General features: G+C 71.0%; 22 protein-coding genes and 1 pseudogene. 13 read left to right on the top strand and 10 right to left on the bottom strand.

Translation table 11 applies throughout. The annotated features are described in order from the left end of the window. The 4 genes from aspA to AB0N16_RS33410 all read left to right on the top strand — a co-directional run bounded on the left by aspA (window position 1) and on the right by AB0N16_RS33410 (window position 5353). A complete protein-coding gene (aspA, locus tag AB0N16_RS33425) occupies window positions 1–1416 on the top strand; it encodes an aspartate ammonia-lyase (RefSeq protein ID WP_365803315.1) in 1416 nt (471 codons plus the stop codon). A 36-nt stretch (window positions 1417–1452) separates the two neighbouring features. Further along, window positions 1453–2391 carry a glutaminase gene (locus tag AB0N16_RS33420; RefSeq protein ID WP_365803313.1) on the top strand — a complete coding sequence of 313 codons (939 nt, stop codon included), beginning with the start codon at window positions 1453–1455 and terminating at the stop codon, window positions 2389–2391. Window positions 2392–2618: 227 nt separating this feature from the next. Next, window positions 2619–4013 (top strand): polyprenol phosphomannose-dependent alpha 1,6 mannosyltransferase MptB, encoded by a 1395-nt coding sequence (gene mptB / locus AB0N16_RS33415; RefSeq protein WP_365803311.1) that lies wholly within the window; start codon window positions 2619–2621, stop codon window positions 4011–4013. Continuing rightward, the gene (locus AB0N16_RS33410; protein WP_365803309.1) at window positions 4010–5353 is read left to right on the top strand and encodes a glycosyltransferase family 87 protein; all 1344 of its coding nucleotides are present in this window, start codon (window positions 4010–4012) and stop codon (window positions 5351–5353) included. Before mptB ends, AB0N16_RS33410 begins: the two co-directional genes overlap by 4 nt. Here the strand turns inward: AB0N16_RS33410 and AB0N16_RS33405 are convergent. Continuing rightward, window positions 5296–6288, bottom strand: a pseudogene (locus AB0N16_RS33405) (serine hydrolase); the annotation flags it as partial. The gene AB0N16_RS33410 and the pseudogene AB0N16_RS33405 sit on opposite strands and share 58 nt — an antisense overlap. A gap of 94 nt (window positions 6289–6382) precedes the next feature. Continuing rightward, window positions 6383–7531 (bottom strand): transcription termination factor Rho, encoded by a 1149-nt coding sequence (gene rho, locus AB0N16_RS33400; RefSeq protein ID WP_365803307.1) that lies wholly within the window; start codon window positions 7529–7531, stop codon window positions 6383–6385. Between the two features lie 566 nt (window positions 7532–8097). On the opposite strand from rho, the gene AB0N16_RS33395 reads away from it, so the two are divergent. The 4 genes from AB0N16_RS33395 to AB0N16_RS33380 all read left to right on the top strand — a co-directional run bounded on the left by AB0N16_RS33395 (window position 8098) and on the right by AB0N16_RS33380 (window position 11959). Then, window positions 8098–8868, top strand: coding sequence for an SDR family oxidoreductase (locus AB0N16_RS33395; RefSeq protein ID WP_365803304.1), 771 nt, complete (start codon window positions 8098–8100; stop codon window positions 8866–8868). Between the two features lie 6 nt (window positions 8869–8874). Then, entirely contained in the window at window positions 8875–9297 is a 423-nt protein-coding gene (locus tag AB0N16_RS33390) for a VOC family protein (RefSeq protein ID WP_365803302.1), read from the top strand. A gap of 1 nt (window position 9298) precedes the next feature. Next, complete coding sequence (locus AB0N16_RS33385; RefSeq protein ID WP_365803300.1) at window positions 9299–10828, top strand: MFS transporter; 1530 nt, start codon at window positions 9299–9301, stop codon at window positions 10826–10828. Between the two features lie 162 nt (window positions 10829–10990). Next, the gene (locus tag AB0N16_RS33380) at window positions 10991–11959 is read left to right on the top strand and encodes a hypothetical protein (RefSeq protein WP_365803298.1); all 969 of its coding nucleotides are present in this window, start codon (window positions 10991–10993) and stop codon (window positions 11957–11959) included. Window positions 11960–11962: 3 nt separating this feature from the next. On the opposite strand, the gene AB0N16_RS33375 is transcribed toward AB0N16_RS33380, so the two are convergent. The 8 genes from AB0N16_RS33375 to AB0N16_RS33340 form a co-directional block, all read right to left on the bottom strand. Then, entirely contained in the window at window positions 11963–12733 is a 771-nt protein-coding gene (locus AB0N16_RS33375) for an SDR family oxidoreductase (protein WP_365803296.1), read from the bottom strand. 51 nt (window positions 12734–12784) lie between these two features. After that, window positions 12785–13765: a LysR family transcriptional regulator gene (locus tag AB0N16_RS33370; RefSeq protein ID WP_365803294.1), complete on the bottom strand. Its 981-nt coding sequence runs from the start codon at window positions 13763–13765 to the stop codon at window positions 12785–12787. A gap of 184 nt (window positions 13766–13949) precedes the next feature. After that, window positions 13950–14906, bottom strand: coding sequence for a fumarylacetoacetate hydrolase family protein (locus AB0N16_RS33365; protein ID WP_365803292.1), 957 nt, complete (start codon window positions 14904–14906; stop codon window positions 13950–13952). Window positions 14907–14909: 3 nt separating this feature from the next. Beyond that, window positions 14910–16316, bottom strand: coding sequence for an FAD-binding oxidoreductase (locus tag AB0N16_RS33360; RefSeq protein ID WP_365803290.1), 1407 nt, complete (start codon window positions 16314–16316; stop codon window positions 14910–14912). A gap of 8 nt (window positions 16317–16324) precedes the next feature. Continuing rightward, window positions 16325–17293: a cyclase family protein gene (locus AB0N16_RS33355; RefSeq protein ID WP_365803287.1), complete on the bottom strand. Its 969-nt coding sequence runs from the start codon at window positions 17291–17293 to the stop codon at window positions 16325–16327. Continuing rightward, the gene (locus tag AB0N16_RS33350; protein ID WP_365803285.1) at window positions 17290–18294 is read right to left on the bottom strand and encodes an amidohydrolase family protein; all 1005 of its coding nucleotides are present in this window, start codon (window positions 18292–18294) and stop codon (window positions 17290–17292) included. Before AB0N16_RS33350 ends, AB0N16_RS33355 begins: the two co-directional genes overlap by 4 nt. Then, the gene (locus AB0N16_RS33345) at window positions 18291–19415 is read right to left on the bottom strand and encodes an FAD-dependent monooxygenase (RefSeq protein ID WP_365803283.1); all 1125 of its coding nucleotides are present in this window, start codon (window positions 19413–19415) and stop codon (window positions 18291–18293) included. Before AB0N16_RS33345 ends, AB0N16_RS33350 begins: the two co-directional genes overlap by 4 nt. Before the next feature lie 66 nt (window positions 19416–19481). Continuing rightward, window positions 19482–19787: an antibiotic biosynthesis monooxygenase family protein gene (locus AB0N16_RS33340; RefSeq protein WP_365803281.1), complete on the bottom strand. Its 306-nt coding sequence runs from the start codon at window positions 19785–19787 to the stop codon at window positions 19482–19484. 242 nt (window positions 19788–20029) lie between these two features. Here AB0N16_RS33340 and AB0N16_RS33335 point away from each other — a divergent pair, with 242 nt between their 5' ends. From AB0N16_RS33335 to AB0N16_RS33315, 5 genes are all read left to right on the top strand, one after another. Continuing rightward, on the top strand, window positions 20030–21007 hold the full coding sequence (locus AB0N16_RS33335; protein ID WP_365803279.1) for a fumarylacetoacetate hydrolase family protein: 978 nt from the start codon (window positions 20030–20032) through the stop codon (window positions 21005–21007). Then, window positions 21004–21939, top strand: a complete 936-nt coding sequence (locus tag AB0N16_RS33330; protein ID WP_365803277.1) for a VOC family protein — start codon at window positions 21004–21006, stop codon at window positions 21937–21939. Before AB0N16_RS33335 ends, AB0N16_RS33330 begins: the two co-directional genes overlap by 4 nt. A 29-nt stretch (window positions 21940–21968) precedes the next feature. Further along, a complete protein-coding gene (gene hisD / locus AB0N16_RS33325) occupies window positions 21969–23270 on the top strand; it encodes a histidinol dehydrogenase (protein WP_365803275.1) in 1302 nt (433 codons plus the stop codon). Beyond that, entirely contained in the window at window positions 23267–24028 is a 762-nt protein-coding gene (locus AB0N16_RS33320) for an SDR family oxidoreductase (protein ID WP_365803273.1), read from the top strand. Before hisD ends, AB0N16_RS33320 begins: the two co-directional genes overlap by 4 nt. A 283-nt stretch (window positions 24029–24311) precedes the next feature. After that, complete coding sequence (locus AB0N16_RS33315; RefSeq protein ID WP_365803271.1) at window positions 24312–26219, top strand: hypothetical protein; 1908 nt, start codon at window positions 24312–24314, stop codon at window positions 26217–26219. Window positions 26220–26242: the final 23 nt, after the last annotated feature.

The raw sequence follows: 26242 nt of genomic DNA, 5'->3' as shown, positions 1-26242 counted from the left end.
ATGACCACCACCGTCGTCACCCGTAGCGAACACGATCTGCTCGGTGACCGTGATGTTCCCGTTGACGCCTACTGGGGTGTGCACACCCTCCGTGCCACGGAGAACTTCCCCATCACCGGGACGCCGATCTCCGCCTACCCGCATCTGATCGACGCCCTGGCCGCCGTCAAGGAGGCCGCCGCGCTCGCCAATGAGGAGCTGGGGCTGCTGGCGCCGGAGAAGGCCGCCGCGATCGTGGCCGCCTGCCGGGAGATACGGGCCGGCAAACTGCACGACCAGTTCGTCGTCGACGTCATCCAGGGCGGTGCCGGGACGTCGACCAACATGAACGCCAACGAGGTCGTCGCCAACCGGGCGCTGGAGTTGATGGGGCACCGGAAGGGGCAGTACCAGTACCTGCACCCCAATGAGGACGTCAACCTCGGTCAGTCGACCAACGACGTCTACCCGACGGCCCTCAAGATAGCGACGGTCTTCGCGGTGCGTGGACTGCTCAAGGCGATGTCCGTACTCCAGGACGCCTTCGGCCGTAAGGCCGTCGAGTTCCGTGACGTGCTCAAGATGGGCCGTACACAGTTGCAGGACGCGGTTCCCATGACGCTCGGTCAGGAGTTCTCCACCTTTGCCGTCATGATTGACGAGGATCGCTCCCGTCTTGACGAGGCCGTCGAGTTGATCCATGAGATCAACCTGGGCGCCACCGCCATCGGCACCGGCCTCAACGCGCCCGGCGGATACGCCGAGTCGGCCCGTCGGCACCTCGCCGGGATCACCGGACTGCCCCTGGTCACCGCCGCCAATCTGGTGGAGGCGACCCAGGACTGCGGTGCGTTCGTGCAGATGTCCGGCGTGCTGAAGCGGATCGCGGTCAAGCTCTCCAAGAGCTGCAACGACCTGCGGCTGCTGTCCTCCGGGCCGCGCGCGGGACTCGGCGAGATCAATCTGCCGCCCGTGCAGGCCGGCTCGTCGATCATGCCCGGCAAGGTCAACCCGGTCATCCCCGAGGTCGTCAACCAGGTCGCGTTCGAGGTCATCGGCAACGACGTCGCCATCACCATGGCCGCCGAGGCCGGACAGCTCCAGCTCAACGCGTTCGAGCCGATCATCCTGCACTCCCTGTCGGAGAGCATCACGCATCTGCGGAACGCCTGCCTGACCCTGGCCGAACGGTGCGTCGACGGCATCACCGCCAACACCGACGTGCTGCGGGCGACGGTCGAGAACTCCATCGGCCTGGTCACCGCCCTCAACCCGTACATCGGATACACGGCGGCCACCGACATCGCCAAGGAGGCCCTCGTCACCGGCCGGGGCGTGGCCGAACTCGTGCTGGAGAAGGGTCTGTTGCCCGCCGAGCGGCTCGCCGACCTGCTGCGTCCCGAGGTCGTCGCCGGCAGCGCGTCGCCCCTCGTCTGACCTGCGAGTACGCGCCAGGACCGGCTCGGAGGCACAATGGTGATCATGACAATGACGTCGTTCCCTGCCTTTCTGCCGGTCCTGGAGCGGATCGCGGAGGAGATCGAGCGGACGCCCGGCCGCGGGCGGCCTGCCGACTACATACCGGCGCTCGCCGCCTGCGACCCCCGCAGCTTCGGCATGGCCGTGGCCGAGTTGGACGGCACGGTCTACGGCGTGGGCGACTGGCGGCAGCCGTTCTCCACGCAGTCCATCACCAAGGTCTTCACCCTCGCCCTCGACCTGGGCCGCGAGGGCGACGAACTCTGGGAACACGTCGGCCGCGAACCCTCCGGCAACCCTTTCAACTCCCTGGTCCAGCTGGAGTACGAGAACGGCATCCCGCGCAACCCCTTCATCAACGCGGGCGCCCTCGTCGTCACCGACCGCCTCCAGACCCGTACCGGAGACGCGGCCGGCGAACTCCTCGCCTTTCTGCGCGCCGAGAGCGGGAACGCCGCCCTGGACTTCGACAAGGGGGTGGCCGCCTCCGAGTCCCAGCACGGCGACCGCAACGCCGCCCTGGCCCACTTCATGGCCTCCTACGGCAACATCGACAACGAGGTGCCGGTCCTCCTCGACCAGTACTTCCGCCAGTGCTCCGTCGCCGCGTCCTGCGCCGACCTCGCCCTGGCGACCACGTTCCTGGCCCGCCACGGCATCCGGGCCGATGGCAGCCGTCTGCTCACCCGCAGCCAGGCGAAGCAGGTCAACGCGGTGATGCTGACCTGCGGCACGTACGACGCGGCGGGCGACTTCGCGTATCGGGTGGGGCTGCCCGGGAAGAGCGGGGTGGGCGGTGGCATCATCGCCGTGGTACCGGGGCGTTGCGCGCTCTGCGTGTGGAGCCCGGGCCTGGACGAGCGGGGCAACTCGGTGGCGGGAGTGGCGGCGCTGGACAGATTCACGACACTCACGGGTTTGTCAGTGTTCTAGAGGCTGATCTCTGTTCTAGAGGCTGATCCATACAGCTCCGGAACTGGAGTGCCCTGTCAGGGGCGTGGGGCTGTATCGACATGCGGCTCCGTCGCGCGGGCGCTACCAGCCCCCACCGGCCCGCACCCGACATCGAATCACTGGCCAGTCACAGCCAGGCCGCTCCCAGGAAAACGCCCCGTCGCCTTCTGGCCACCCACCCTTGACACGCTGAGCCAGTGTTGGCCATGGCTTTTCCCGTCGATCTTCGCCGCTCCCAGGTGCTAGGCCTGGCCGGTACCGCGTTCCTCGCCCTGGGAGGTGAGACCGCCGGCGCCCTCCCCGTGGAGGACCTGCTCGCGCCCAGCTCGGTGCAGGCGGCGTTCGGCCTGGTGGGGGTCTACTTCGGCGTCGTGCTGCTCATCGCGGCGTGGCTGCTGCTGGGCCGCCTCGTGCGTGGTGGCGAACCGCCCACCCCCCGCCAGCTGTTGCTGGTCCTCGCCGTCTGGGCGGCCCCGCTGCTGCTCGCGCCCCCGCTGTTCAGCCGGGACGTGTACAGCTACCTCGCGCAGGGCGCGATGGTCGACGCGCACATGGACGTCTACGCGGCGGGGCCCGCACAGCTCGGCGGCCCGCTGGCCGACGAGGTCGCCCCGGTCTGGCAGAACACCGCCGCACCGTACGGCCCCGCGTTCATGGGCGTGGCGTCGCTGCTGTCCGGCCTGACCCGGGGCGAACTCCCGGCCGGGCTCTTCGGGATGCGCCTGGTCGCCCTGCTCGGCGTCGGCCTGATGGCGGCCGCGCTGCCCCGGCTCGCCCGGCACAGCGGCGCCGACCCGGCGGCCGCGCTCTGGCTCGGCGCCCTCAATCCCCTGGTGCTGCTGCACCTGGTCGCGGGCGCCCACAACGACGCGATCATGCTCGGTCTGCTCGGCCTCGGCCTGGTCGCGGCGCTCGGCCGCTGGCCGTTCCTCGGAGCCGTGCTCGTCACGCTCGCCGCACTGGTGAAGGCACCGGCCGCACTGGGGCTGCTCGCGATCGTCGTCGTACAGGCGCGCAAGGGCCGCGGTCCGGTGGGCGCCACTGTGCTGACGGCGGCCGCGTCCGGCGCCACGACGGTGGTCGCGACCGCCGTCGCCGGGACCGGATACGGGTGGATAAGGGCGCTCGACACCCCCGTCTCCGCGCACAACTGGGCGCTCAGCAGCCTGCTCGGCCGGGCCACCGGCGCGCTCCTGGAACGCCTCGGCAGCGATCTGGCGCCGCTGGCCGTGCCGGCCTGGCATCTGCTCGGACTCGCGCTCACCGCGGTGACCGTGCTGCTGATATGGGTCCGGCTGCGGCCCCGCCCGATCTACGCCCTCGGCCTGAGCCTGGCCGCGGTCGCCGCCTTCGGACCGGCGATCCGGCCCTGGTACGCGATCTGGGGCCTGTTCCTGATAGCGGCAGCGGCGCCCAGCACCTCGGTACGGCACCGGGTGGCCGCCGTCACCGGAGTGCTCGCGCTCGCCGTGCTGCCCAGCGGCGGCTCCGCCGACATCGGCCAGCTGGTCCTCGCCGTCTCCGGCGGCGTGCTGGGTGTGGTCGTGCTGTGGCAGGCCCACCAGGCCGCGCAGGCCCCGGCCGTGGGACGTACGGCATGAGAGGACCGCGTACCGACCGGGGGAGACTGCTGCTCGTCCTGGTCCTCGTCGCCGGCGTGACGGTGTTCACGGCCACCGTGCCGCTGCTGCGCGACTGGTTCGACCTGCGCGTCTACTACGGCACCGTGCACACCTGGGTGCACCACGGCGGCCGGATCTACGACTACCGGGTGCCCGGGACGACGTACGGCTTCACCTATCCGCCGTTCGCCGCCCTCGGCATGCTGCCCATGGCGCTGGTGGGGCTGCACCTGGCCATCGCGGCCTCACTGCTGGTCAACCTGGCCGCGCTGGCCTTCGTGCTGCGCATCCTGGCCGGGCCGGGCTGGCGGCGCTGGGGCTGGTACCGGTGGGCGCTGGCCCTGTGCGCGCTGGCGCTCTTCGAGCCGCTGCGGGACACCTTCAGCTTCGGCCAGGTGAACCTGATACTGCTCGCCCTGGTGCTTGTGGACTGCTGTCTGCTGCGCAGTGGGCGGGGCCGCTGGGCCGGGGTCGGCATCGGGCTCGCCGCCGCGATCAAACTCACCCCCGCGCTGTTCATCGGCATGCTCCTGATCGGCCGCAGGTGGCGTGCGGCCGGTGTCGCCACAGCGGTGGCGCTCGCCGCCACCGGGCTCGCCGCCTGGGCCGACCCGAAGGCGTCCCGTTTCTACTGGACGCAGGCGCTCTGGGACACCAGCCGGGTCGGCCGGCTCGACTACGTGTCGAACCAGTCGCTGCAGGGCGTACTGGCCCGGCTCGGCCATCCGGACAAGCCGCTGTGGGCGACGGTCGTGCTGCTCACACTGGCCGTGTGGGCGTGGCGGACCCGCAGGGCGGTGGCGGCCGGGGACTGGACGGCCGCCTTCGCGCTCACCGGTCTCGCCGCCTGTCTGGTCAGCCCGATCACCTGGGTGCACCACCTGGTGTGGGCGCTGCCCTCGTTCGCCCTGCTGGCCCGCGCGGGGTACCCGCGGATCGCGGGCGCCCTCTACGCGGTGATGTGCACCAGCGTGGTGTGGCTGTGGTTCGACGACGCGTCGGGCATCGACGGGTTCCTCGGCAGCAACATCTACACCTGGATCGCCCTGGGGCTGCTGCTGGGCCTGCCGACCGGTCAGTCCCGTCCGGAGCGGTCGCCCCTGAGCCGCATCGCGAGGGTCACGGCGCCCACGCCGAGTACGGCGAAGCCCGCGGCCATGGCGGTGTCGGACCACCCGGAGTCGTCCTCCGGCGCGGTGGCCGCCGCCATCGGCACGGTGCTCGGCCCCGAGGGGGGACGCGGCCTGGCCCGCAGGGCGTCCAGCGAGCCCACCGGGTCGACCCGTCCGGCCGCCTCGAAACCCCAGTCGAGCAGCTGACGGGCCTCGTCGTACACGCCACCGTCCTGGGGGTTCATCACCGTCACGACGAGGGTGCGCCCGCCCCGCCGGGCGGCGGCGACCAGAGTGTTGCCGGCGTTGGTGGTGTAGCCGTTCTTGATCCCGATCAGGCCGGGATAGCGCGGCACACCGTCCTCACCGGTCAGCAGCCGGTTGGTGTTCTCGATGCCGAACGACCAGCCGTCGCCGGCCGGGAAGCGGGCCGAGGCGGTGGAGCAGTAGCGGGCGAAGTCGCGGTTGCGCAGCCCGGCCCGGCCGAACACCGCGAGGTCGAACGCCGAGGAGACCTGCCCCGGTGCGTCGTAGCCGTCGGGGGACTCGACATGCGTGTCGAGGGCGCCCAGGGCACGTGCCTTGGCCTGCATCCGGGTGACGGTGTGGCCCCAGCCCCCGTTGAGCGCGGCCAGGACGTGCACGGCGTCGTTGCCGGAGCTGAGGAAGACCCCGCGCCACAGGTCGGCCACCCGGTAGGTGTGGCCCTCCTCCACGCCGACCAGGCTGCTGCCCTCGCCGACGTCCGCCAGTTCCTGGGGTGTCACGCGGTGCTCCAGACCGGCCGGCAGGACCGGCAGCACGGTGAGCGCGAACAGGGTCTTCAGCGTGCTGGCCGGCGGCAGCTCGCGATGTGCCTCGTTCGCCGCCAGCACCTGGCCGCTGCCCGCGTCGGCGACCAGCCAGGAGAGCGCGGAGACGTCCGGGACCTCCGGCACCCCGGAGTGCGGCCGTACCTGGGTGCCGGAGTGGTAGAGCAGGGACGGCCCGGGCACCACCGCCCTCGGGCGTGGGGCAGGGTCCAGCGCCCCGGTGCCGGCGGTGGCCGTACCGGACGTCAGCGCCAGCAGGCCCGCCACGCAGAGGGCGCAGGTCGACACCGCCGCCCGGCGAGGGAATCGGTCAGAGAATCCGATCGTCATACGATCAACGTAGGAAGGGAGTCGGTGTCCGGCGCGATGCCTGGGCCGGATGGGCGCCCCGAGCAACCCGGATGCCGCACGTCCGGCTCCGGTGTCAGCTCGCCGGCAGGGTCGGCTGGACACGGCGCAGGAAGGTGGCGTTGTCCGGCGCCTCGCGCATCCGCTCAAGGAGCGTCTCCAGGCCGGAGGGGGTCCCCTCGCGGCTCTGCAGGGCCCGGCGCAGGCCGCGTACGGCGGTCAACTCGGCCGGGGCGAGCAGGAGTTCCTCGCGGCGGGTGCCGGAGGGGGCGATGTCCACGGCCGGGAAGACCCGCCGGGAGGCCAGCTCGCGGTCCAGACGCAGCTCCATGTTGCCGGTGCCCTTCAGCTCCTCGAAGAAGTAGCCGTCGGCGCGGGAGCCGGTGTCCACCAGGACGGTGGCGAGGATGGTGAGCGAGCCGCCCTCCTCGGCCTTGCGGGCGGCGCCGAAGAACCGCTTGGGGCCGAGCAGCGCGCCGGCGTCGACGCCGCCGCTGAGGGTACGGCCGTTGGAGGCGGCCGCGTTGTTGTGGGCCCGGCACAGCCGGGTCAGGGAGTCCAGGAGGATGACGACGTCCCGGCCGTCCTCGACGAGCCGCTTGGCCCGCTCGATGACGAGTTCGGCGAGGGCGATGTGCTCCTTGGCGGGCCGGTCGAAGGTGGAGGCGTACACCTCGCCGTGGACCGAGCGCCGCATGTCGGTGACTTCCTCGGGGCGCTCGTCGAGCAGCAGCACCATGAGGTGGCACTCCGGGTGGTTGCCGGCGACGGCGGCCGCGTACTGCTGGAGCAGCACGGTCTTGCCGGTCTTCGGCGGGGCCACGATCAGCCCGCGCTGCCCCTTGCCCACGGGGGCGAGCAGGTCGGTGACCCGTCCGGCGAGCCCCGAGGCGGGGTGTTCGAGGCGGATCCGCTGGTGCGGGTGGAGCGGGGTCAGATCGCGGAAGTGACGTCGGCCGCGCAGCTCTTCGGGGGTACGGCCATTGACGCGCGTGACCTCGGTCAGGGTGCGCTGGTTGCCCCGGACGCCCTCGACGAGGTCGCCCTTGCGCAGGCCGTGACGGCGGATCAGCGCGGCGGAGACCTGGGGGTCGGCCGGGGAGGACAGGCAGCTCGGGGCCCGCAGCTGCCCCTTCCCGCCCGCGTCGATGTCGAGGACACCGGTGACGGGCCGGACGGCGTTGCGGTCCTGCTGCTGTACGGGAGGTTCGAGTGTGGTGGTCATGAGAGGTGGTCCTTTCGAGGACGGAAGACAGGAGAGAAGGGGGAGAGGGCCGCGAGCGGGAGGCGTGCACACAGGCCTCCGGGCGGCGGGAACGACACCTCGGGAAGGCACGGAAAGCCCTGGTCACGAGGTGGTGCGAAGAAGCCGACGGGCCGATCGGAAAGCGACGGCCGAAGCGGCTGGAGGAGAGGGAACGCACCGGCGCCCGGCTAGGGGGGCGACCACAGGTGCTCAACGCACTATACCCGGCGTTGCATGCTCGTCAACATGGCACGGGGCACCGATATTCCCGCACGGTTCCCGGACCTGAGTGGCCGGGAACCCCCGCATCCCGACGGCTCGGGCGCGCCTACGATCGGCCGTGCCCGAGGCCGGCCTCGCCCGGGAGGCCGGCCTCGTCGGCGACAGCGTCCGTGCCCTCCCGGTTCGCCTGGGCGCCTGGGCCGCATACCAGCCATACGAACCCCCGATGGACCTTCCCTGACGCATTTCTTGTTCTGGCCATAGGCCCTACCTACGCTGCCACCACCGCACTTCGGCGGCATGGGACAAGGGACTTGGCAATCATGGGTCGACTGGCCGGGAAAATCGCTTTCATCAGTGGAACGGGGGCTGGAATCGGCCGGGCCGCGGCACAGGTTTTCGCGGCGGAGGGCGCCACCGTATTCGGCTGTGACATCGACGAGAAGAGCGCCGCCGAAACCGTGGAACTCGTCGAGAAGTCCGGCGGCGTGATGCGTTCGCTGGCACCGGTCGACCTTTCCACCGAGACCGGAGCACGGGAGTGGATCGAGGCCGGTATCGAGGAGTTCGGCGGGATCGACATCCTCTACAACAACGCCTCCGCGCTGCGGAACGGCCCCTTCGAGACGATGCCGGCCGAGGACTGGTACTTCACCATCAGGAACGAGCTGGACATCCCCTACTTCTGCACCCGGGCCGCCTGGCCGCACCTGATCGCGCGCGGCGGCGGGGCCGTCCTGAACGTCGCCTCGGTAGCCGCCGTGCGCGGCGCGCCCTTCATGCCGATGGTGCCGCACGGCGCCGCCAAGGGCGGGGTGCTGGCCATGAGCAAGCACCTGTGCGCCGCCGGCGCCCCGCACCGCATCCGCGTCAACACCATCGCCCCCGGCATGACCCATACCTCGGCCACCGCCCCCTTCCTCGACGACCCGGACGGCCCGAAGGCCCAGTTGGAGGCGCGGATCCCGGCCGGCCGGATCGGGCAGCCCGAGGACATCGCCCGCGCCGCGGCCTTCCTCTGCTCCGACGAGGCGGCCTTCGTCAACGGCGCCAACCTCATGGTCGACGGTGGCGACAGCGCGATGGCGGGCTGAGCGCCCATGCACGCACGGCTGGACCACGTGGGTGTCAACGTACGCGACCTGCCCGCCCAACTCGCCTGGTACCGGACGGCCTTCGGTCTGAGGACCGTCTTCGAGTTCCGTCTTGACGGTCCCGGCCTGACCGGCGTCGTCCTGGAACACCCGCACGGCTGGCGGATCGAACTCCTCGCCAGGCCCGGGTCCTCGCCCGGCCTCCGGGCACCGGACCCGATGACCGCCGCCCTCACCGAGGGGTACGGGCACTTCGCGGTCGCCACCCCAGAACTCGACCCCGTGTACACCGCCCTGGTGGCCCACGGAGCGGGCGAGGTGCTGAAACCCGGCCCGTCCCCCGAATCGGGGGTGCGGATGGCCTGGGTCCGGGACCCCGAGGGAAATCTCATCGAACTCATAGAACGCGGCACCACTGTTGACCCGTGAGATGGAGTACGGAATGACCAACACTGTGAGAAAACTGGACGTGGGCACGCTCGTGGCCTGTTGTCTGGCAGTTGCCGCCGCGCAGCTGTGCATTACCGTTCCCTCGCCCATCAACGGGGAAATACAGGCCGCGTTCGGCGCCTCGGGATCGCAAGTAGCCTGGGTCACTTCCGCATTCATTCTGCCCACCGCGATTCTGGAACTGAATTTCGGCGTGGTAGGCGACCTGTTCGGCCGTAAGCGGCTGCTGGTTCTCGGCGGATTCGTGCTTGCGGTCGGTGAACTCCTCAACGCCACCTCGCAGAACATCACCATGCTCTGGATCGGGCAGGCCCTCGCCGGTGTCGGCGCCGCCGCGCTGTTCCCCAGCTCCCTCGCCGTGATCGCGGCCGCGACCCCCGGGGAGAAGGACCGCGCCAAGGCGGTCTCGATCTGGGCGCTGAGCATCTCCCTCGCCTCCGCGGTGGGACCGTTGTCCAGCGGCGTCCTCGCCACGGTCGCCGACTTCCGCTGGGCGTTCGTGCCGCCGGTCGTGCTCGGGATCGCGGTCGGCATCTCCTGCTGGGTGCTGGTCACCGACTCCAAGGCACCCGAGGGCCGCGCTCTGGACTGGCCGGGGCAGATCACCGTCGCCGTCGGCCTCACCGCCCTGCTGTGGGGCATCATCGAGGGCGGCGACCGTGGCTGGAGCAGCCCCTCGATCGTCTTCGCCCTGGTGCTCGCCGCCGTCGCGCTGGTCGGCTTCGTGGTCGCGGAGAACCGCGCCGAGTCGCCGATGTTCAACCTGGAGCTGCTGAAGATCCCGTCGTTCGCCGCCGCCGCGGTGGTCGCGCTGACCGGCATGTTCGGCTTCATCGGCACCGCCTACTGCGTCTCCATCCGGCTCGGCGCGGTGATGCACCTCAGCGCGCTGCGCGCCGGTATGCCGTTCGTGATCCTCCAGCTCATCCCGCTGCTCCTGGCACCCGTGCTCAGCAGGATGCTCACCCGGGTCGAGCCGCGCTGGCTGCTGATGGGCGGTCTGCTGCCGATGGCCGCCGGCCAGTTCTGGATCGCCGCGCTGCCCATCACCACCACCGACCTGGCCGCTTTCATCGGCCCGGTGCTGCTGCTCGGCATCGGCTTCATCTGCGTGGTCTCCTCGCTGACGTCGGCCGCCGTGAACGCCGTACCGATCGAGATGACCGGCATGGCGAGCGGTGCGACCAGCCTGGTCCGCGAGTTCGGCCAGGGCCTCGGGCCCGCCGTGATCAGCACGATCGCGATGAGCGCGGCCTCCTCCGCGCTGGTCGGCAAGCTGAGCGGCGCCGACGCGGGCATGGAGGCCGCCGCCGGTCCGCTCGCGGTGGTCAACGCGGGCAGCGACAGCGCCAGGGCCGCCGCGCGGGACGCCCTCGCGCACGGCATGGCCCTGGGCGTCGTGATCTGCGGCTGCGCCTCGCTGCTCGGCGCGCTGGTCACCCTGCTGCTGGTCCGGAGGAACACCGCACGAGCGGCGGCCCAGCTGCCGGTGCAGCCCGCGTCCGCCTGACCGCGGACACGACGAGAAGGCCGGGGCTCCCGCCCCGGCCTTCTGACGTGCGGTCAACTTCCGTGTCGTCAGGGGGTCGTGGTACGGCAACGGATGTCCGCAATCGATAACGGTCCTGGCCGGGAGAGGACTTGATGTCAGGTAATGCCTTATCTTCACGACATGTCCACGCCACCGCAGCAGCCGTCGTCCTCGCCGCAGCAACCGCCGTCGACTCCCCAGCAGCCCTCGCCCCCGCACCAGCAGCCTTCGCCGCAGCAGCAGCCTTCGCCGCCGCAACAGCCGGACCAGTCGCCGGCGGTACCACCCCAACAGCCTCAGCCGACCGCGTACCCGTATCCGAACCCGCAGTCGCCGCCGCAGAACCCCTACGCCCAGCCGACCCTCGTCAACCAGCCGGCGGCACCTGCGCAACAGGGCCCGCAGCAGGGCAACCCCTATGCCGTACAACCCGGTTACGGCTACCCGCCCCCGGCCGCGCCACCGCCGTCGGCGGGCGGGAACGCGGCCGGGAGAGCCGTGCTGTGGGCCGTCGTGGGCGCGGTGGTCGCCTCCGCCGCCTGGGCGGGCGGCATCTTCCTGACCGGCGGCTTCGGCACCGGTGCCGATCTGCGCGGCTACCAGGCGCCCGCGAACCTCTGCTCCGGCGCGGACTACTCGTCGTTCAAGGACGAGTACCCCGTCGACGACTCGTCCCCGACGAAGAACGTGCTGAAGGACCCCGCGCTGGACGAGAGTTACTGCAGTCTCAGTCTCAAGAAGACCAGCTCCAGCTACGGGGACGCCTATCTCACCATGACGGTCGACCTGCACAAGAAGACCGACCCGGGGCCCGAGTTCACGGCCACCTGGAAGAAGTACGGCGACAGCCACACGGACTACGACGTGAGCCCGGTGAGCGGCATCGGCGACGAGGCCTACCTGGTCACCCAGGACACCAGCAACGGCTCCACCACCAGCGGCTCTCGGTACGCCACGCTCGCGGTGCGGGACGGCTGGATGACGTACACCATGTACTACAGCGCGTACTTCTCCTCGTACGACAGCGACACCGACCCGCCGTCGCTCGACGACGTGACGGACTGGCTGAAGACGGACACCCGGTCCACGCTGGAGCAGCTCAAAAGCTGACGTTCAGCCCCGGTCCAGGGCGTCGGTGATCGCTTTCACCGGGCCGTGCGCCGAGTAGCCGCCGTCGACGGTGATCTCCGCGCCGTTGACGTACGACGCCTCGTCGGAGAGGAGATAGACGACGAGCGGCGCCACCTCGTCGACCGTGCCCGGGCGGCCCTGGGGTGTCATGGCGAGGTGGGCGGCGACGAACACCGGGTTGGCGGTGGCCATCAGCGGGGTCTCGATGTAGCCGGGGTGGATCACGTTCGTACGGATGCCGCGTGGGGCCAGCTCGAGGGCCGCCACCTTGGACAGGCCCCGCAGCGCCCACTTGCTGGTCGTGTACGCGACCGCGTGATGGGCGGTGAGCCCGGCGACCGAACCGACGTTCACGATCGAGGAGCCCGCCGGCATCAGCGGCGCCAGGGTCTGGATGCCGAGCAGGGCGCCGGTGGTGTTCACGGCGAACGCCCGGTTCCAGTCGGCGAGTTCGACCTGGCCGAGCCGGGCCCGCAGCGGGATGCCCGCGTTGTTCACCAGACCGTGCACGACGTCGAGGGAGGTGGCCAGCGCGGCCCAGTCCTCCGGCGAGGTCACGTCCAGACGGACGTACCGGACGTCGAGGCCGTCGGAGCGCAGGGCGGCGGCGTGCTTCTCACCGGCCTCGTCCAGTACGTCGGTCGCGATCACTGTGGCGCCCTCCAGGGCGGCCGCGGCCGTCTCCGCGGCTCCCTGGCCCTGTGCGGCTCCGGTGACGACGACGGTACGGCCCGCCAGGCGCGTGCGACTCACGGCTTCCACGATGTCCTCCGAGGGGGCGTGCGGGATGTCCTCCCGTCCACGCTAGGAAGCCGCGGACAGCTGCGGAAACGCGCTCTCGGGATGGCTGGCATCCACGTCGGCGATCTCGTACGGGGCCTCCCCCAGCGCGGTCCCGACCCTGCGCACCGTGTCCCGCAGCCAGCGGTGGGCCGGGTCGGCGTGCCGGTTGTGGTGCCAGTACATGGCCTCCACCAGCGGCACGTCCGGGAACGGCGCCGGCACGACCGCACAGCGCGCGAAACCCTCGTACCGCCTCGCCAGGCGTTCCGGGACCATCGCCACCAGGTCCGTGCCGCTCACCAGGAACGGCAGCACGCTGAAGCCGGGCGTGCTGACCTGGACCTTCGGGGTGATCCCGAGGGTCTCCAGCTGGCGCTCGGCGGGGGTGTGGCTCTTGCCGATGGCGCAGGCCGCGTGCGGCATCTCCGCGAGGTCGCGCAGGGTGAGCCGGCCGTCCACCAGGCGCGGGTTGTCCGGGTCGACGAGGCACACGAACCGGTCGTGCATCACGGCCTCGCTGACCCCGGGGAGCTGGTAGCCGAGCGGCACGATCATCAGGTCGTGGCAGCGCAGATGCGTCTCGGTCTCCAGCTGGCCGTCGACGATCGGGTGGAAGTCGATCCGGACGCCCGGCGCCTCGGCCGCGATGACCCGCAGCAGCGGCTCCACGAACACCGTCATCACGTAGTCCGACATGACCACGGAGAAGCGCTGGCGGCTGCGTCCGGGGTCGAAGTGCCGGGTCAGCGACAGCGCCTCCTCGGCCTTCTGCAGCGAGCCCTGGACGACCGGCAGCAGCCGCTCCGCGAGGGGTGTCAGCTCGTACTCGCGGCCCACCCGGATCAGCAGCTCGTCGTTGAAGTGCCGGCGCAGCCGGGCCAGCGAGCCGCTCATCGCGGACTGGCTGGTGGACAGCCGTACCCCCGCGTGGGTGACGTTCTTCTCCTCCAGGAGCGCTTCCAGTGCCACCAGAAGATTGAGATCGATCGCTCCGAGACCCACGGGTGTCCCCTTCCGGCCGGCCACGTCATTGAAGCTTCGGTGAAACGGGAGGTTAACCAGCGGACGGCCGTCGAGGAAGGGGGTCGGGGCGACTGACAGGAAGATGCGATGCCAGGCATCCGGGCACCGCATACCCCCAGGTGGGGGGCCCGCGCGCACCACAGGCCCCCCACAGTTTCGGGTGCTACGGGCGGGGCGTACGACCCCTCTTGCGGGCCCGCGGAAGGTATGCGTCCGCCCGCCCGGGCACGATCCGGTTGGACACCGTGCCGAGCCCCTCGACGCTCAGCGTCACCTCGTCGCCGGGTTTCAGCGGGGGCGGGGTGCGTTCCCCGAGCCGGCCCCAGAACTCCGCCAGCGCGCCCCAGCCGCAGGTGCCGGAGCCGAGGATGTCACCGGGCCGTACCCAGGCGTCCCGGCTGGCGTAGGCGATCATCTCCTCGAAGGTCCAGGAGACGTTGGCGAGGGTGTCCCGGCCGATCAGCTCCCCGTTCAGGGTGACCGTCATCTCCAGGTCCAGGAAGCCGTCCGGATCCCGCCGCTCCTGTACCTCGTCGGCGGTGACCAGGTAGGGGCCGAGCGTGTTGGCGAAGTCCTTGCCCTTGGAGAAGCCCAGGCCGAGGTTCTTCTCCGGCTTCTGCAGGTCACGGGCCGACCAGTCGTTGAAGACCAGATAGCCGATGATGTGGTCCCCGGCCTGCTCGGGGGTGAGGTCGCGGCCGCTGCGGCCGATGACCGCGCCGACCTCCAGCTCGAAGTCGAGCACCGAGCAGCCCGCCGGCACCGGCACGTCGTCGTGCGCTCCGTAGGCGGCGTGCGGGTTGGTGAAATAGAAGTTGGGCGCCCGGTACCACTCCTCGGGCACCCGCTCCAGACCGTCCAGAGACTTCGACACGCCCTCGATGTGCGCCTCGAACCCGACGAAGTCCCGGATCGAGGGCGGTTTCAGCGGGGGCAGCAGCCGTACCCGGTCCACCGTCAACCCGCTGGGGCAGTCGAGGGCTTCGACGCCGGCCGCGTACAGCACGCCGGCCTCGACGAGCGTGAGGACGCTCACCCCCTCGGGCAGCGGATGGATCACCCCGTCCCGCACCACACCGGCGCGCTCCTCGCCCTCGTGCTCGTATGTCGCGAAACGCATGGCTCACTGCTCCCCGTGGTTGGTGTTGGTGACGGTCCCGGCGCTCAGATAGCCGGCGAACACGCCCTTGGGATCACGGGCGGCCCGGATCTCCTTCAGCCGTCGCCACTGTTCGTCGCCCATGAACCTCAACTGCCGTACCGTGAAGTCGGAATCGCCCAGGTACTGGCCGGCGGTCACCGGCCGCATCGCCGCCATCGCCCCGTCCAGCCAGCAGCGCAGCTCCGCGTCCCGCCCCGGCTCGTCGTGCACGACATAGCTCGCGCAGTAGATCTCCGACTGCAACGAGAAGGCCATGTCGGGCAGTCGGCGCAGCGGGGCCATGGAGAACCAGATGGTGAAGGTCCCCCGGGTGGGGTGCTCGGTGAACGCCCTGCGGATCGCCGGGACGACCTCCTCGGCGGTACCGGTCAGCCACGCGTTGTCGACGAAGTAGCGGTGGCCCTCCGGGTTGGCGGTGCGCTGCCCCGCCAACTGCTCGGCGAGCGTGGTGGGTTCGGCCTCGATCCGGAACAGGGCCCGGTCGGCGTACGGGTTGGCGTGCAGGGGCGCGAGCGCCTCGGCCGCCTCCTGAGGTGTGTCCGTCATCGCCACCCCCGTCACCAGCAGGACCGGTCCGTCGAGATCGGGCGGGGTCTGGGTGAGAGCGACGATCTCCACCAGGTCGGGGACCGTGTGGTGCATGCCGTGCAGCCAGGTCATGACCTCGTCGAAGAGGTCCAGCGGGTAGGCGTGCACGGTGTGCGCGAGATGCCGGGGGAGCGGGCGGGTGCGCAGGTGGAAGCGGGTGACGACGCCGAAGAAGCCGGGGCCCGCGCCCCGCGCCGCCCAGTACAGGTCACTGTTCTCCATCTCGTCGGCCCGGACCAGTTCGCCGTCCGCCGTGACGACGTCGATCGCCACGATGTTCTCGGCCGCCCAGCCCCAGCCGCGCGTGTTCCAGCCCTGCCCACCCTGGAGCAGAAAACCGCCGATGCCCACCGACGGACAGTGCCCGCCGTTGAAGAACCGCCCGAACTCACCCAGATACGAGTTGAGTTCGTCGCCGCCTTTGACGCTGGGAGTGGCCGTGACGATCCCGGTCCGAGGGTCGTAGGCCATCTCGCGGAAGCCGCCGAGGTCGATCAGCAGCGCGTCCCGGCGCACCGACCAGGCGGCCCAGCTGTGCCCGCCGGAGCGTACGGCGACCTGCCAGCCGCGCTCCAGGGCGAGCCGGACGCCCTCGACGACGTCCTGTTCGGTGGCCGCCTCGAGCACGGCCGCGGGGGTGCGGTCGGCCGGGCGGCGGGCGTTGAAGACCCGCCGGTACACGGCCTCCTCGAAGTCCTCGTCACCGGGGAGATGGAGGGTGCCGGAGAAGCGGTTCCCGTTCGGGGGTTCGGGGGTCGTCCCCCGATGGATCGCGGTCACCGGGCGCCTCACTTGACCGCGATGGGATTGACGGGGGCACCGACCGCGCCGGTCACCGGCAGCGGTGCCGCCACCAGCAGGAACTCGTAGACACCGTCGGCCGCACAGTCCTCCGCGAGGGCCTCCAGATCCCACATCTCGCCCAGCGGCAGGCCCATGTTGGGGATGGCGATCTGGTGCAGCGGCGACATCGCCGGCTCGGCGAACTCGTACGGCCGTACCTCAAGCCCCCAGGTGTCGGAGGCGATGGCCGCGATCTCCGTGCGGTGCAGCCAGCCCAGGGTGGTGAAGGACAGGCCGGGCGCGTCCCCCGCCGCGTACCCGCCCCACTCGCCGAGCCGCCGCACCCGACCCAGTTGCCCGGTGCGGACGAGCACGATGTCACCCCGGCGCACACCCGACGTGGCGCCCTGCGCCTCGATGGTGGTGCGCAGGTGCTCCTCCAGGATCGGGAAGCCGTCCGGGAGTTCACCGTGCGTGTCGCCGGCCGCCCGGCCGACGTCGAGCAGTACCCCGCGGCCGGTGAAGGCGTCCCGCATGTGCTCGATACCGGTGACCGAGTCGCCGTCGCCGTTGACGATCGTGCACGGACGGCCGTTCCAGGCCTGCTTGTTGTCGTAGATGTGGCCCAGCCCGTCCCACTGCGTGGAGGCCTGGAGCGGCATCAGCACATGGTCGTCGGCGCCGCCGAAACCGTGTGGGAAGCCCTGGGTGCCGGCCGCCGCGTCGGAGCCGGTGTCCCGCATGTAGTGCACCGGGTTGATCCGGCCCCGGAAGCCGCGCTGCGGGCCCGACTCGTTGAACTCCTGCGCCAGCGAGAAGGAACGTCCGCGCCGGACCAGACCGGCGGCGTGCGCGCGGATCGCGTCGTCGACGAAGTTCAGTGTGCCAAGGACGTCGTCCTCGCCCCATCGGCCCCAGTTGCGGTACAGGGCGCGGGCCTTGGCGAGCTCTTCCTCGATGGGACCGACGGTCATCGGACGGGTCCTTTCAGCAGCAGTTCCAGGGCGTTGCCCCCGGCGATCGCGTCGCGCGCGACCGGGTCGAGACCGGCCGCGTCGAGCCGGGCCACCGGGTCCGTCACCCCCATGTCGAAGGGGTGGTCGGTGCCGAGCACCACCCGGTCCGCGCCCACCTCCTCGACCAGGTGGCGCAGCGCGCGGGGGGTGTAGACCAGGGCGTCGAACCACATCCGGCGCAGGTAGGCGCTGGGCGGTTCGGCGCAGCCGCGCGCGTCCGGCCGTACCCGCCAGGCGTGGTCGGAGCGGCCGATGTACGTCGGCAGATAGCCGCCGCCGTGCGCGGCCACCAGCTTCAGCCGCGGGAAGCGGTCCAGGACCCCGGTGAAGATCAGCCGGGAGAGCGCGACCGTGGTCTCGGTGGGCTGGCCGACCGTGTTGCCGAGGTAGTGCGTGGCGAGCCGCTCGCCGAGCGAGCAGCCCCAGGGGTGCACGAAGACCACCGCACCCAACTCCTCCGCCTTCAACCAGACTTCATCATGCGCGGGGTCGGCCAGCTCGCGGCCCGCCACGGTGGTGGAGACGCTGATGCCGTGCAGGCCCAGCTCGGTGACCGCCTTGTCCAGCAGGGCGACCGCGAGGTCCGGGTGCTGGAGCGGTACCGTGCCCAGACCGCGGAGCCGCTCGGGCGCGGTGGCACAGTGGGCGGCCACCGACTCGTTGACGGTACGGGCCAGTCGTACCGCCAGATCGGGGGCGGTCCAGTAGTGGTGCATGGGCATCGGGCCGACCACCTGGACGTCGACGCCCATCGCGTCCAGGTCGGCGAGACGGGTGCCGACATCCGTCAACTTCAGTGTCAGTCGCTGGAGTTGGGTCCGGTTGGAGGCCAGTGACGCGGGGGAGTGGGCGCGCTGCTCGGCGGCCAGCTCGGCCGCGAAGCCCTCGGTTCCGGCCACCAGGGCGTCGGCCCCGGGGACCGCGAGATGGCCGTGGAAGTCGACGACGGGCGCGCTCATGCGGCTACCGTCAGCGAGGAGAGTGTCTCCGACATGATCCGCGCCGGGTCGGCGCCGGGGGTCTCCGGGTGGATCTCCCACTCGGCGAGCCGCAGGGAGTTGTCCAGCACCATCCGCACCCGCGGCAGCCGCCGGGCCATGAACCGGGCCAGCGCCCGGTCCAGGGGCTCGTCGGCGGTGACCAGTTCGGCAAGCAGCACCGCGTCCTCCATGCACATCGCGGCACCCTGCGCGATCAGCGGCGGACAGGCGTGCGCCGCGTCCCCGATCACCATGGCCCGACCCCGGTGCCAGTCCTCGTCGACCAGCACCGCCTCGATCCAGCGGTAGTCGACCGCCGTGTCGTCCGGCAGCGAGGCGATGATCTTCCCCCAGGTGCCGCCGTACCCGGCGCCGCGCTCGCGCAGCAGGTCCAGCGAGGCACGCGGGCCGATCAGGGAGGTGTCGAGGTTCTCGTCGAGGAGGTAGGCGTAGCACTGGTGGCCGGATATCGGGCTGTAGCCGGCCTTGTAGCGCGGGCCGCCGTAGTACACCTCGGCGCAGTCCATCTCGGCAGGCCGCTGAGCCACCACCCGGAAGATCGACATACCGACCGGGCGGGGTTTCGCGGTGATGCCGATGAGTGCGCGCAGCGCCGAGTTGATGCCGTCCGCGCCGACCAGCAGGTCGTAGCGGCCGGCCGAGCCGTCGGTGAAGGTGACGTCGATGTGATCAAGGGAGTGGTCGAGGTGCTCGACGCTCAGGCCCAGGCGGACTGTGACGCCGTGCGCGTACACCGCGTCGCACAGCGCGTTCTGCAGGTCCGAGCGGAGGGCGCCCGCCGTCGACGGCAGGTCCGCACCACCGGTGTGCGGGGTCTCCAGCTCGGTGATCAGACCGCCGTCCGCCCGGCGCAGCCGCATGAGGTCGAACGGCACCGCCCGGGCCAGCACCCGGTCCAGTACGCCGACCGAACGCAGCGCCTTCAGCGCGTTGCCCTGGATGGTGATGCCATGGCCCACCCCGAACCACCGGGGCGAGATCTCGACCAGCTCCACCTCGACACCGCGCTGGGCGAGCGCGAGACACAGCACGCTTCCGGTGATGCCGCCGCCGACGACGAGCACCTTGTGAACGGGCATGGGCGATCCTTGCTCGCAGTAGAAAGACCTCGAAAGAGAAAGCGGGGGAGCAGCGGCCTGCGGCTGTCAGCCGGTGAAGCGCGGGCCCAGCTCGTGGTAGTGCTCGACGGCCGGCGCCGCCGCGAAGAACGGGCCGACCAGGGCCCGCCAGCGCGCGAACCGCTCCGACTCCCGGAAGCCGGTCGTGTGCGCCTCGACCGACTCCCAGCCGACCAGCAGCAGGAAGGTCCGCGGCCGTTCGTCGCAGCGCAGCAGCTCCGCCCAGCGGAAACCGCCGGCCTCGGCGAGCACCTCGCGGGCCTTTCCGAAGGCCTCCGCGAATTCGGTCTCCCGGCCTTCCTCGACGGTCAGCTCCGCATGCTCGACCACCACGGTGTTCTCCTCGGGTTCGGGGTGGCATCGAGCCTGGTCGGCGGTCCGTGCAGGGTCAACGGATCGAGGCATCGGCATGGGGGACGGCATCCATCCCGTACGGCGATGGCGGCGCCCCACGTCAGTGCGGGCACGGGGCGGAACCGCGGGCGATGGCAGCCATCGCCAACGGCCATTTCCGCCGACCGCGTGCGGTGCCTAGCGTCGAAGGCGAGCCCGCACCCGTACGAGGAGAGCCGCCCGTGCCCGAACCTTTTCCCTCCCCTGCCGGCCCCTTCGCGCTCGGCACCTTCAGCGACGGCGCGGCCGCCTTCCCCGGGCTGGTCGCCGGCGGGCGAGTCCGTGACCTCTCCGGCCTGGTGGCGTCGGTACGCGCGCTGGTCGAGGACTGGGCCACCTGGCTGCCCCGGCTCCACGAACTGGCCGCCGACGCCGACGTCGACGCCGACGGCACCTGGCACGACCTGGCCACCCTGCGGGTCCTGACACCGATCGAGCCGGGCCAGATCCTGCAGAGCGGCGCCAACTACCGCAAACACGTCGTCGATCTGGTCGCCGCCGAGAAGGAGAGCGTGCACGGCGCCACCCCGCGGGAGGCCCGCGCCGACGCCGAGAAGATGATGGACGAACGGATCCGAGACGGAGTCCCGTACCTCTTCCTCGGATCACCGCGCGCGCTGTGCGGCCCCTACGACGACATCGTGCTCCCCGCGCTCGGCGACCAGCACGACTGGGAGCTCGAACTCGCCCTGGTCATCGGGAAGCCGGGGAAGGACATCCCGGCCGAAGAGGCGATGTCGTACGTCGCCGGATACACGATCAGCAACGACCTGACGACCCGCGACCGGCTCTACCGGCCCGACCTGAAGGCCATCGGCACCGACTGGTTCACCGCCAAGAACGCCGACACCTTCCTGCCGACCGGCCCCTTCCTGGTCCCCGCGGACTTCGTCGGCGACCCGGGCGACCTGCGGATCACCCTGCGGCACAACGGGGTGGTCCGGCAGGACGAGTCCTCCAAGGACATGATCTTCGACATTCCGCGGCTGATCGCCTACGCCTCCACGACCACCACCCTGCGCCCCGGCGACCTGCTGCTCACCGGCTCCCCGGCCGGCAACGGCGCGCACTGGGGGGTCTTCCTCAAGCCCGGAGACGTGATCGAGGCGGAGATCACCGGCCTCGGCTGCCAGCGCAACACCGTCAGGAGCCACATATGAGCTTCCAGCCCGTCAGCCATCTGCGCCATGTCGACCTGGCCGTACCGGACTTCGCCACCCAGCGCGTCTTCTACGGCACCATCTGGGGCCTGACCGAGGTGGCGAACGACAACGGGATCGCGTTCTTCGCCGCCGAGGGCAGCCCCGAGCAGTACGTCGTCCGCATCCGCGAGGACGAGCGGAAGCGGATGGACCTCGTCGCCTTCGGCGCGGTGTCCCCGGCGGCGGTGGACGAACTGGCCGTACGGCTCGGCCGCGCCGGGGTGCGGATCATCCACGAGCCCCGGCCGCTGGACACCCCCGGCGGCGGCTACGGGCTGCGTTTCTTCGACCCCGACGGGCGGGTCGTCGAGGTCTCGGCCGACGTGGCCACCCGCGGCCACCGCAGGATCGAGGAGCGCGAGGCGGTCCCGGTGCGGCTGTCGCACTGTGTGGTCAACTCCCAGAACCCGGAAGGACTACGGGACTTCTACGTCCGGCACCTCGGCTTCCGGCTCACCGACACCCTGTACTCCACGCACATGGGTGACCTCATGTACTTCCTGCGGTGCAGCCCGCTGCACCACTCCTTCGCCATCGCGCGCGGGCCCCATGTGTCGCTGCACCACGCCTCGTTCGAGATGCGGGGGGTGGAGGAGTACATGCGCGGCACCGGGCGTGCGCTGCGCGCCGGAACCCGGCTCACCTGGGGGCCGGGACGGCACCTGGCGGGCGACAACACCTTCTCGTACTTCCACGACCCGCACGGCAACACCGTCGAGTACACCACCGAACTCGCCGTCCTCGAAGAGGACCTCTGGCACCCCGGCCGGCACGACGTGGACGACCCGGTCACCCAGGACCAGTGGGGCACCGCCGACCCGATGAGCGAGTCGGTCGCCAAGGAGCAGTTCAACGACCCCGACGTGCTCTTCGAAGCGCCCCCGGTGTAACCCCGATCCTTCTGAGAAAGGCCGTAGTCGTGGCAGAGATCCTGAAGCACGCCGTGCCCGGGGCCGAGGTGGCCGCCTCCCTCGACCAGGTGCGCACCACCGTGGCCGGCGTCATCGCGGACATCCGCGAACGCGGTGACGCGGCCGTCCGCGCGTACTCCGAGAAGTTCGACCAGTGGAGCCCCGAATCCTTCCGGCTGAGCGCCGAGGAGGTCGAGAAGATCGTCGCCTCGGTGCCCCGGCAGGTCATCGACGACATCAGGTTCGTGCAGGAACAGGTCCGTGGCTTCGCCCGCCACCAGCGGGACTCCCTGCGCGCGTTCGAGGTGGAGACGCTCCCGGGCGTACGGCTCGGGCAGCAGCACATCCCCGTCCGGGCGGCCGGCGCATACATCCCCGGCGGCCGGTACCCGCTCACCGCCTCCGCCCACATGACCGTCGTCACCGCCAAGGTGGCCGGCGTGCCGCGGGTGGTCGCCTGCACCCCGCCGATCCACGGGGAGATCCCCGCCGCCACCGTCGCCGCCATGCATCTCGCGGGCGCCGACGAGATCTGGCTGCTCGGCGGGGTCCAGGCGGTGGCCGCGATGGCCGTGGGCACCGACGCCATGGAGCCGGTCAACCTGATCGCCGGACCCGGCAACGCCTATGTGGCCGAGGCCAAGCGCCAACTGTTCGGCGAGATCGGCATCGATCTGTTCGCCGGGCCCACCGAGATCCTGGTCCTCGCCGACAAGCAGGCGGACCCGTTCGTCTGCGCGGTCGACCTGCTCTCCCAGGCCGAGCACGGCCCGGACTCCCCGGCCGTGCTCATCACCACCTCCCGTGAGGTCGCCGAGAAGACCATCGCCGAGGTCGAGCGCCTCCTGCCCTCCATGCCCACCCGCGACTACGCCGGACCCGCCTGGCGCGACCACGGCCAGGTCCATGTCGTCGACACCCTCGACGAGCTGTACGCCCTCGCCGACGCGTTCGCCTTCGAGCACGTGGAGGTACTGACCGCCGAGCCGCGCCTGGCCCTGGAGAAGATGACCCAGTACGGTGCGCTGTTCCTCGGCGAGGGCACCTGTGTGTCGTTCGGCGACAAGGTGATCGGCACGAACCATGTGCTGCCCACACGTGGTGCCGCCCGCTACACCGGTGGCCTGTGGGTGGGGAAGTACCTGAAGACGGTCACCTACCAGGAGGTCACCGACACCGCCTCGCAGGCCCTGCTCGGGCGGCTGTGCGGACGCGCCTCCCGGGTCGAGCTGTTCGAGGGCCACGCCCGCTCCGGCGACGTACGGGCCGCGAAGGCCGCGGGCGACGAGCTGCCCTGGAACCAAGGGTGAGCCTGGACGGCCGTACGGCCCTGATCACCGGCGGCGGAGGCCCGCTGGGCCGCGCGTTCGCGCTGGCACTCGCCGACGCCGGTGCCCGGGTGGTCCTCGTCGGCCGGAACGAGCAGGCCCTGGCCGAGGGGGCGGCCAAGGTGGGGGAGGCGGCCCGCACGGCGGTGTGCGACGTCTCCGACCCGGCGTCCGTGCGCGCCCTGGCCCGCCGACTCGCCGACGAGGACGTGTCGTTGCTCGTCAACAACGCCGGGGTGGCGGGACCGGTGCGGCCGCTCGTCGACATCGAGCCCGACGAATGGGACGACGTGTTCGCGGCCAACGTCCGCGGCGTCTACCTCATGTGCCGGGCCTTCCTGCCGCCCATGCTGGCCGCGGGACGCGGTGACATCGTCAACGTCGCCTCGGTCAGCGGCAAACGCCCGCTGCTCCACCGCACGCCGTACACCGCATCCAAGATGGCCCTGATCGGCCTCACCCGGACCCTCGCGGGCGAGGTCGGCCCCCAGGGGGTCGCGGTCAACTCCCTCTCCCCGGGCCCGGTACGGGGGCCGCGGATGGACCGCAACTTCCGGCTCACCGCCGAACTCGCCGGCTCCACGGTCGAGGAGGCGGAACGCGACTTCGTCTCCCGGGCCGCGCTCGGTCGGCTGGTCGAGGAGGACGAGGTCGCACAGGCCCTGGTGGCGATGCTCGCGATGCCCGGACTGTGCGGGGCGGACATCGACCTGTCGGCGGGGATGGTCGCACCGGCGTAGTCACCCACAGGAGTACGGCGGGGCGAACGGCGCACAGGCCGTCCGCCCCGCCGTCGCGCATGCCCACCGGCGCGGACTGTGACCACTCTGTGTGATCGCCATGAAGTGGGCGGCACGATCGAAGGCATCGGGTTCCGGGATGCGTGTGTGCCAGGCCTGTCCCAGGTTTCCCCAGACTGCTTCACTCCCACCTTGCACACCCCAAGCGCCTTCGTCGCCTCGGTCTCGACGGGCGACTCGTGACTCTGTGCGACGGCGCACTCCACCCGTGGAAAGGCCCGCAATGACGTTGACATCCCGACGCTCCTTCCTGATCGCCGGTTCCGCCACAGCGGCGGCCGTGCTCGTTCCGGTCGCCTCCGGCACCGCCACCGCCGCGCCGAAGGCGTCGGGCAGCACGCTCTCCGTCGGTGCGGGGGAGACCCGCGAACTCGCCGCGACCACCAGGGTCAGCCTGCTGACCATCGGCGACGGCGGCAGGATCGTCGCCCCGGACGGGTACGACATCAGCCTCACCGTCGACGGCGTGGAGACCGGCCAGCTGCTCACCGCGACCGGTGGTACCGCGACCCTCATCCAGGCCGGCACCTACCGCGGCGACGTCGTCCTCACGGTCGCCGGGTCCCACGACGTCACCTACGAGACGCTCACCTTCCCCTTCCGGCAGGCCCTCTACGTCGGCTCCGACGGGGTCGACTCCGCGAAGTCGGTGCTGTCCGCGGTACGCGGCGGCAAGGTCACCGACGCCGCCGCCCGGAACGTGTCGATCGCCTCTACGGGCGAGTGCTTCAACGGCGTCTACGTCGAGAGTGGCAGCTACACCCTGCGGAGCCCCACCATCTCCCTGTCCGGCAACGGCCGTTCGGACTTCGCCGGGTACGGGGCGGCCGTGGTCGGCGACGGCTCCGCGACCAACCTGGTCGTGGACGGCGCCCGGATCAGCAACAAGGGCGTGGTCCGTACCACCGTCATCGCCGACAACGGCGCCAACGTCCTCGTCAAGGACTCCTTCCTGCGCGTCCGCAACGGCGTCCTGCCCGCCGGCTACCAGGCCACCGTCGAGACCCCGTACATGGAGTCCGTGCCCTGGATGCTCGGCCTCGACGGTAACGTCCGCGCCACCAACCTCATCGGCAGGAACAGCATCGCGACCTACCTCAACTCGACCGTCTTCTCCGAGACGTGGGGTGCGCTGTCGGTGGAAGGCGGCAGCGGGCTGAAACTGACCGCGATCAACAGCCATGTCGGCAACACCGGCGCCTACGGCTACGGCACCTACGCCATCGGCGACGCCACCGTCCGCGTGCTCGGCTCCCGCTTCGACGTCGGCTCCTACGCGACGATCATCGCCGGCCCGGCGGCCGTCGTGCACTACGGCGACAGCACCCGCGAGGCGGTCGACGCGCTCAACACCGAACTGGAACTGGGGCTGTCGAAGGACGAGTTGGCGAGCGTGCCGGTGCGCAGCACGGTCGTGAACTCCGGTCACTTCGGCTACATGTTCTTCGGCGCCGGGCAACTCACCCTGGACGGCGGCACCGTCGTCAACTCCGAGCGGGCCACCTTCCTCAACAAGGGCCAGCAGACGGCGATCGCGGTCGACGGCTCGCAGGGCGCCCGGCTCAACCCACGCGACGGCGTCATCCTCCAGATGATCGAGCTGGACGATCCGGGTCCGGTCAACGTCAACGGCAAGATGATGAACGTCGGCGTCTACACCGAGCCCACCACCGACCCGACCAAGGACTCCTCCTTCGACGTCACCGCCGTCCACTCCACCGACGGCGCCGCCACCTTCAGCTCCATCAGGCTGAAGGGCGACTTCTACAACGGCATGCGGGGCGGCAAGAACATGGTCCTCGCCTTCGAGGACTCCAGTGTCGAGGGCGTCATCTCGGCGACCAGGGCCAGGCACCGGGTGGCCTCGATCGACTCCTCCACCTTCTACGAGCTGGGCATCGTCACCAACACCGTGCAGGCCGCCGTCAACAACGGCGTCGTCGTCCGGCTGAACGGCGGTTCGACGTGGACGGTCACCGGCACCTCGTACCTGACCAGCCTCACCCTCGCCGCCGACGCGGCCGTACGGGCGCCGCGCGGCAGGACGGTGAAGCTGACGGTGGACGGCGCCGAGACCGCCCTCACCGCCGGCTCCACCTACACGGGCGCCCTGACGCTCACCGTGGCGTGACACCTCGCGCCGTGGCATGACAT

This window comes from Streptomyces sp. NPDC051105, from assembly GCF_040682795.1.
Taxonomy (GTDB): domain Bacteria; phylum Actinomycetota; class Actinomycetes; order Streptomycetales; family Streptomycetaceae; genus Streptomyces.
The sequence above is the reverse complement of the archived record's forward strand: the minus strand, read 5'-3'. Positions and strand labels throughout refer to the sequence as shown.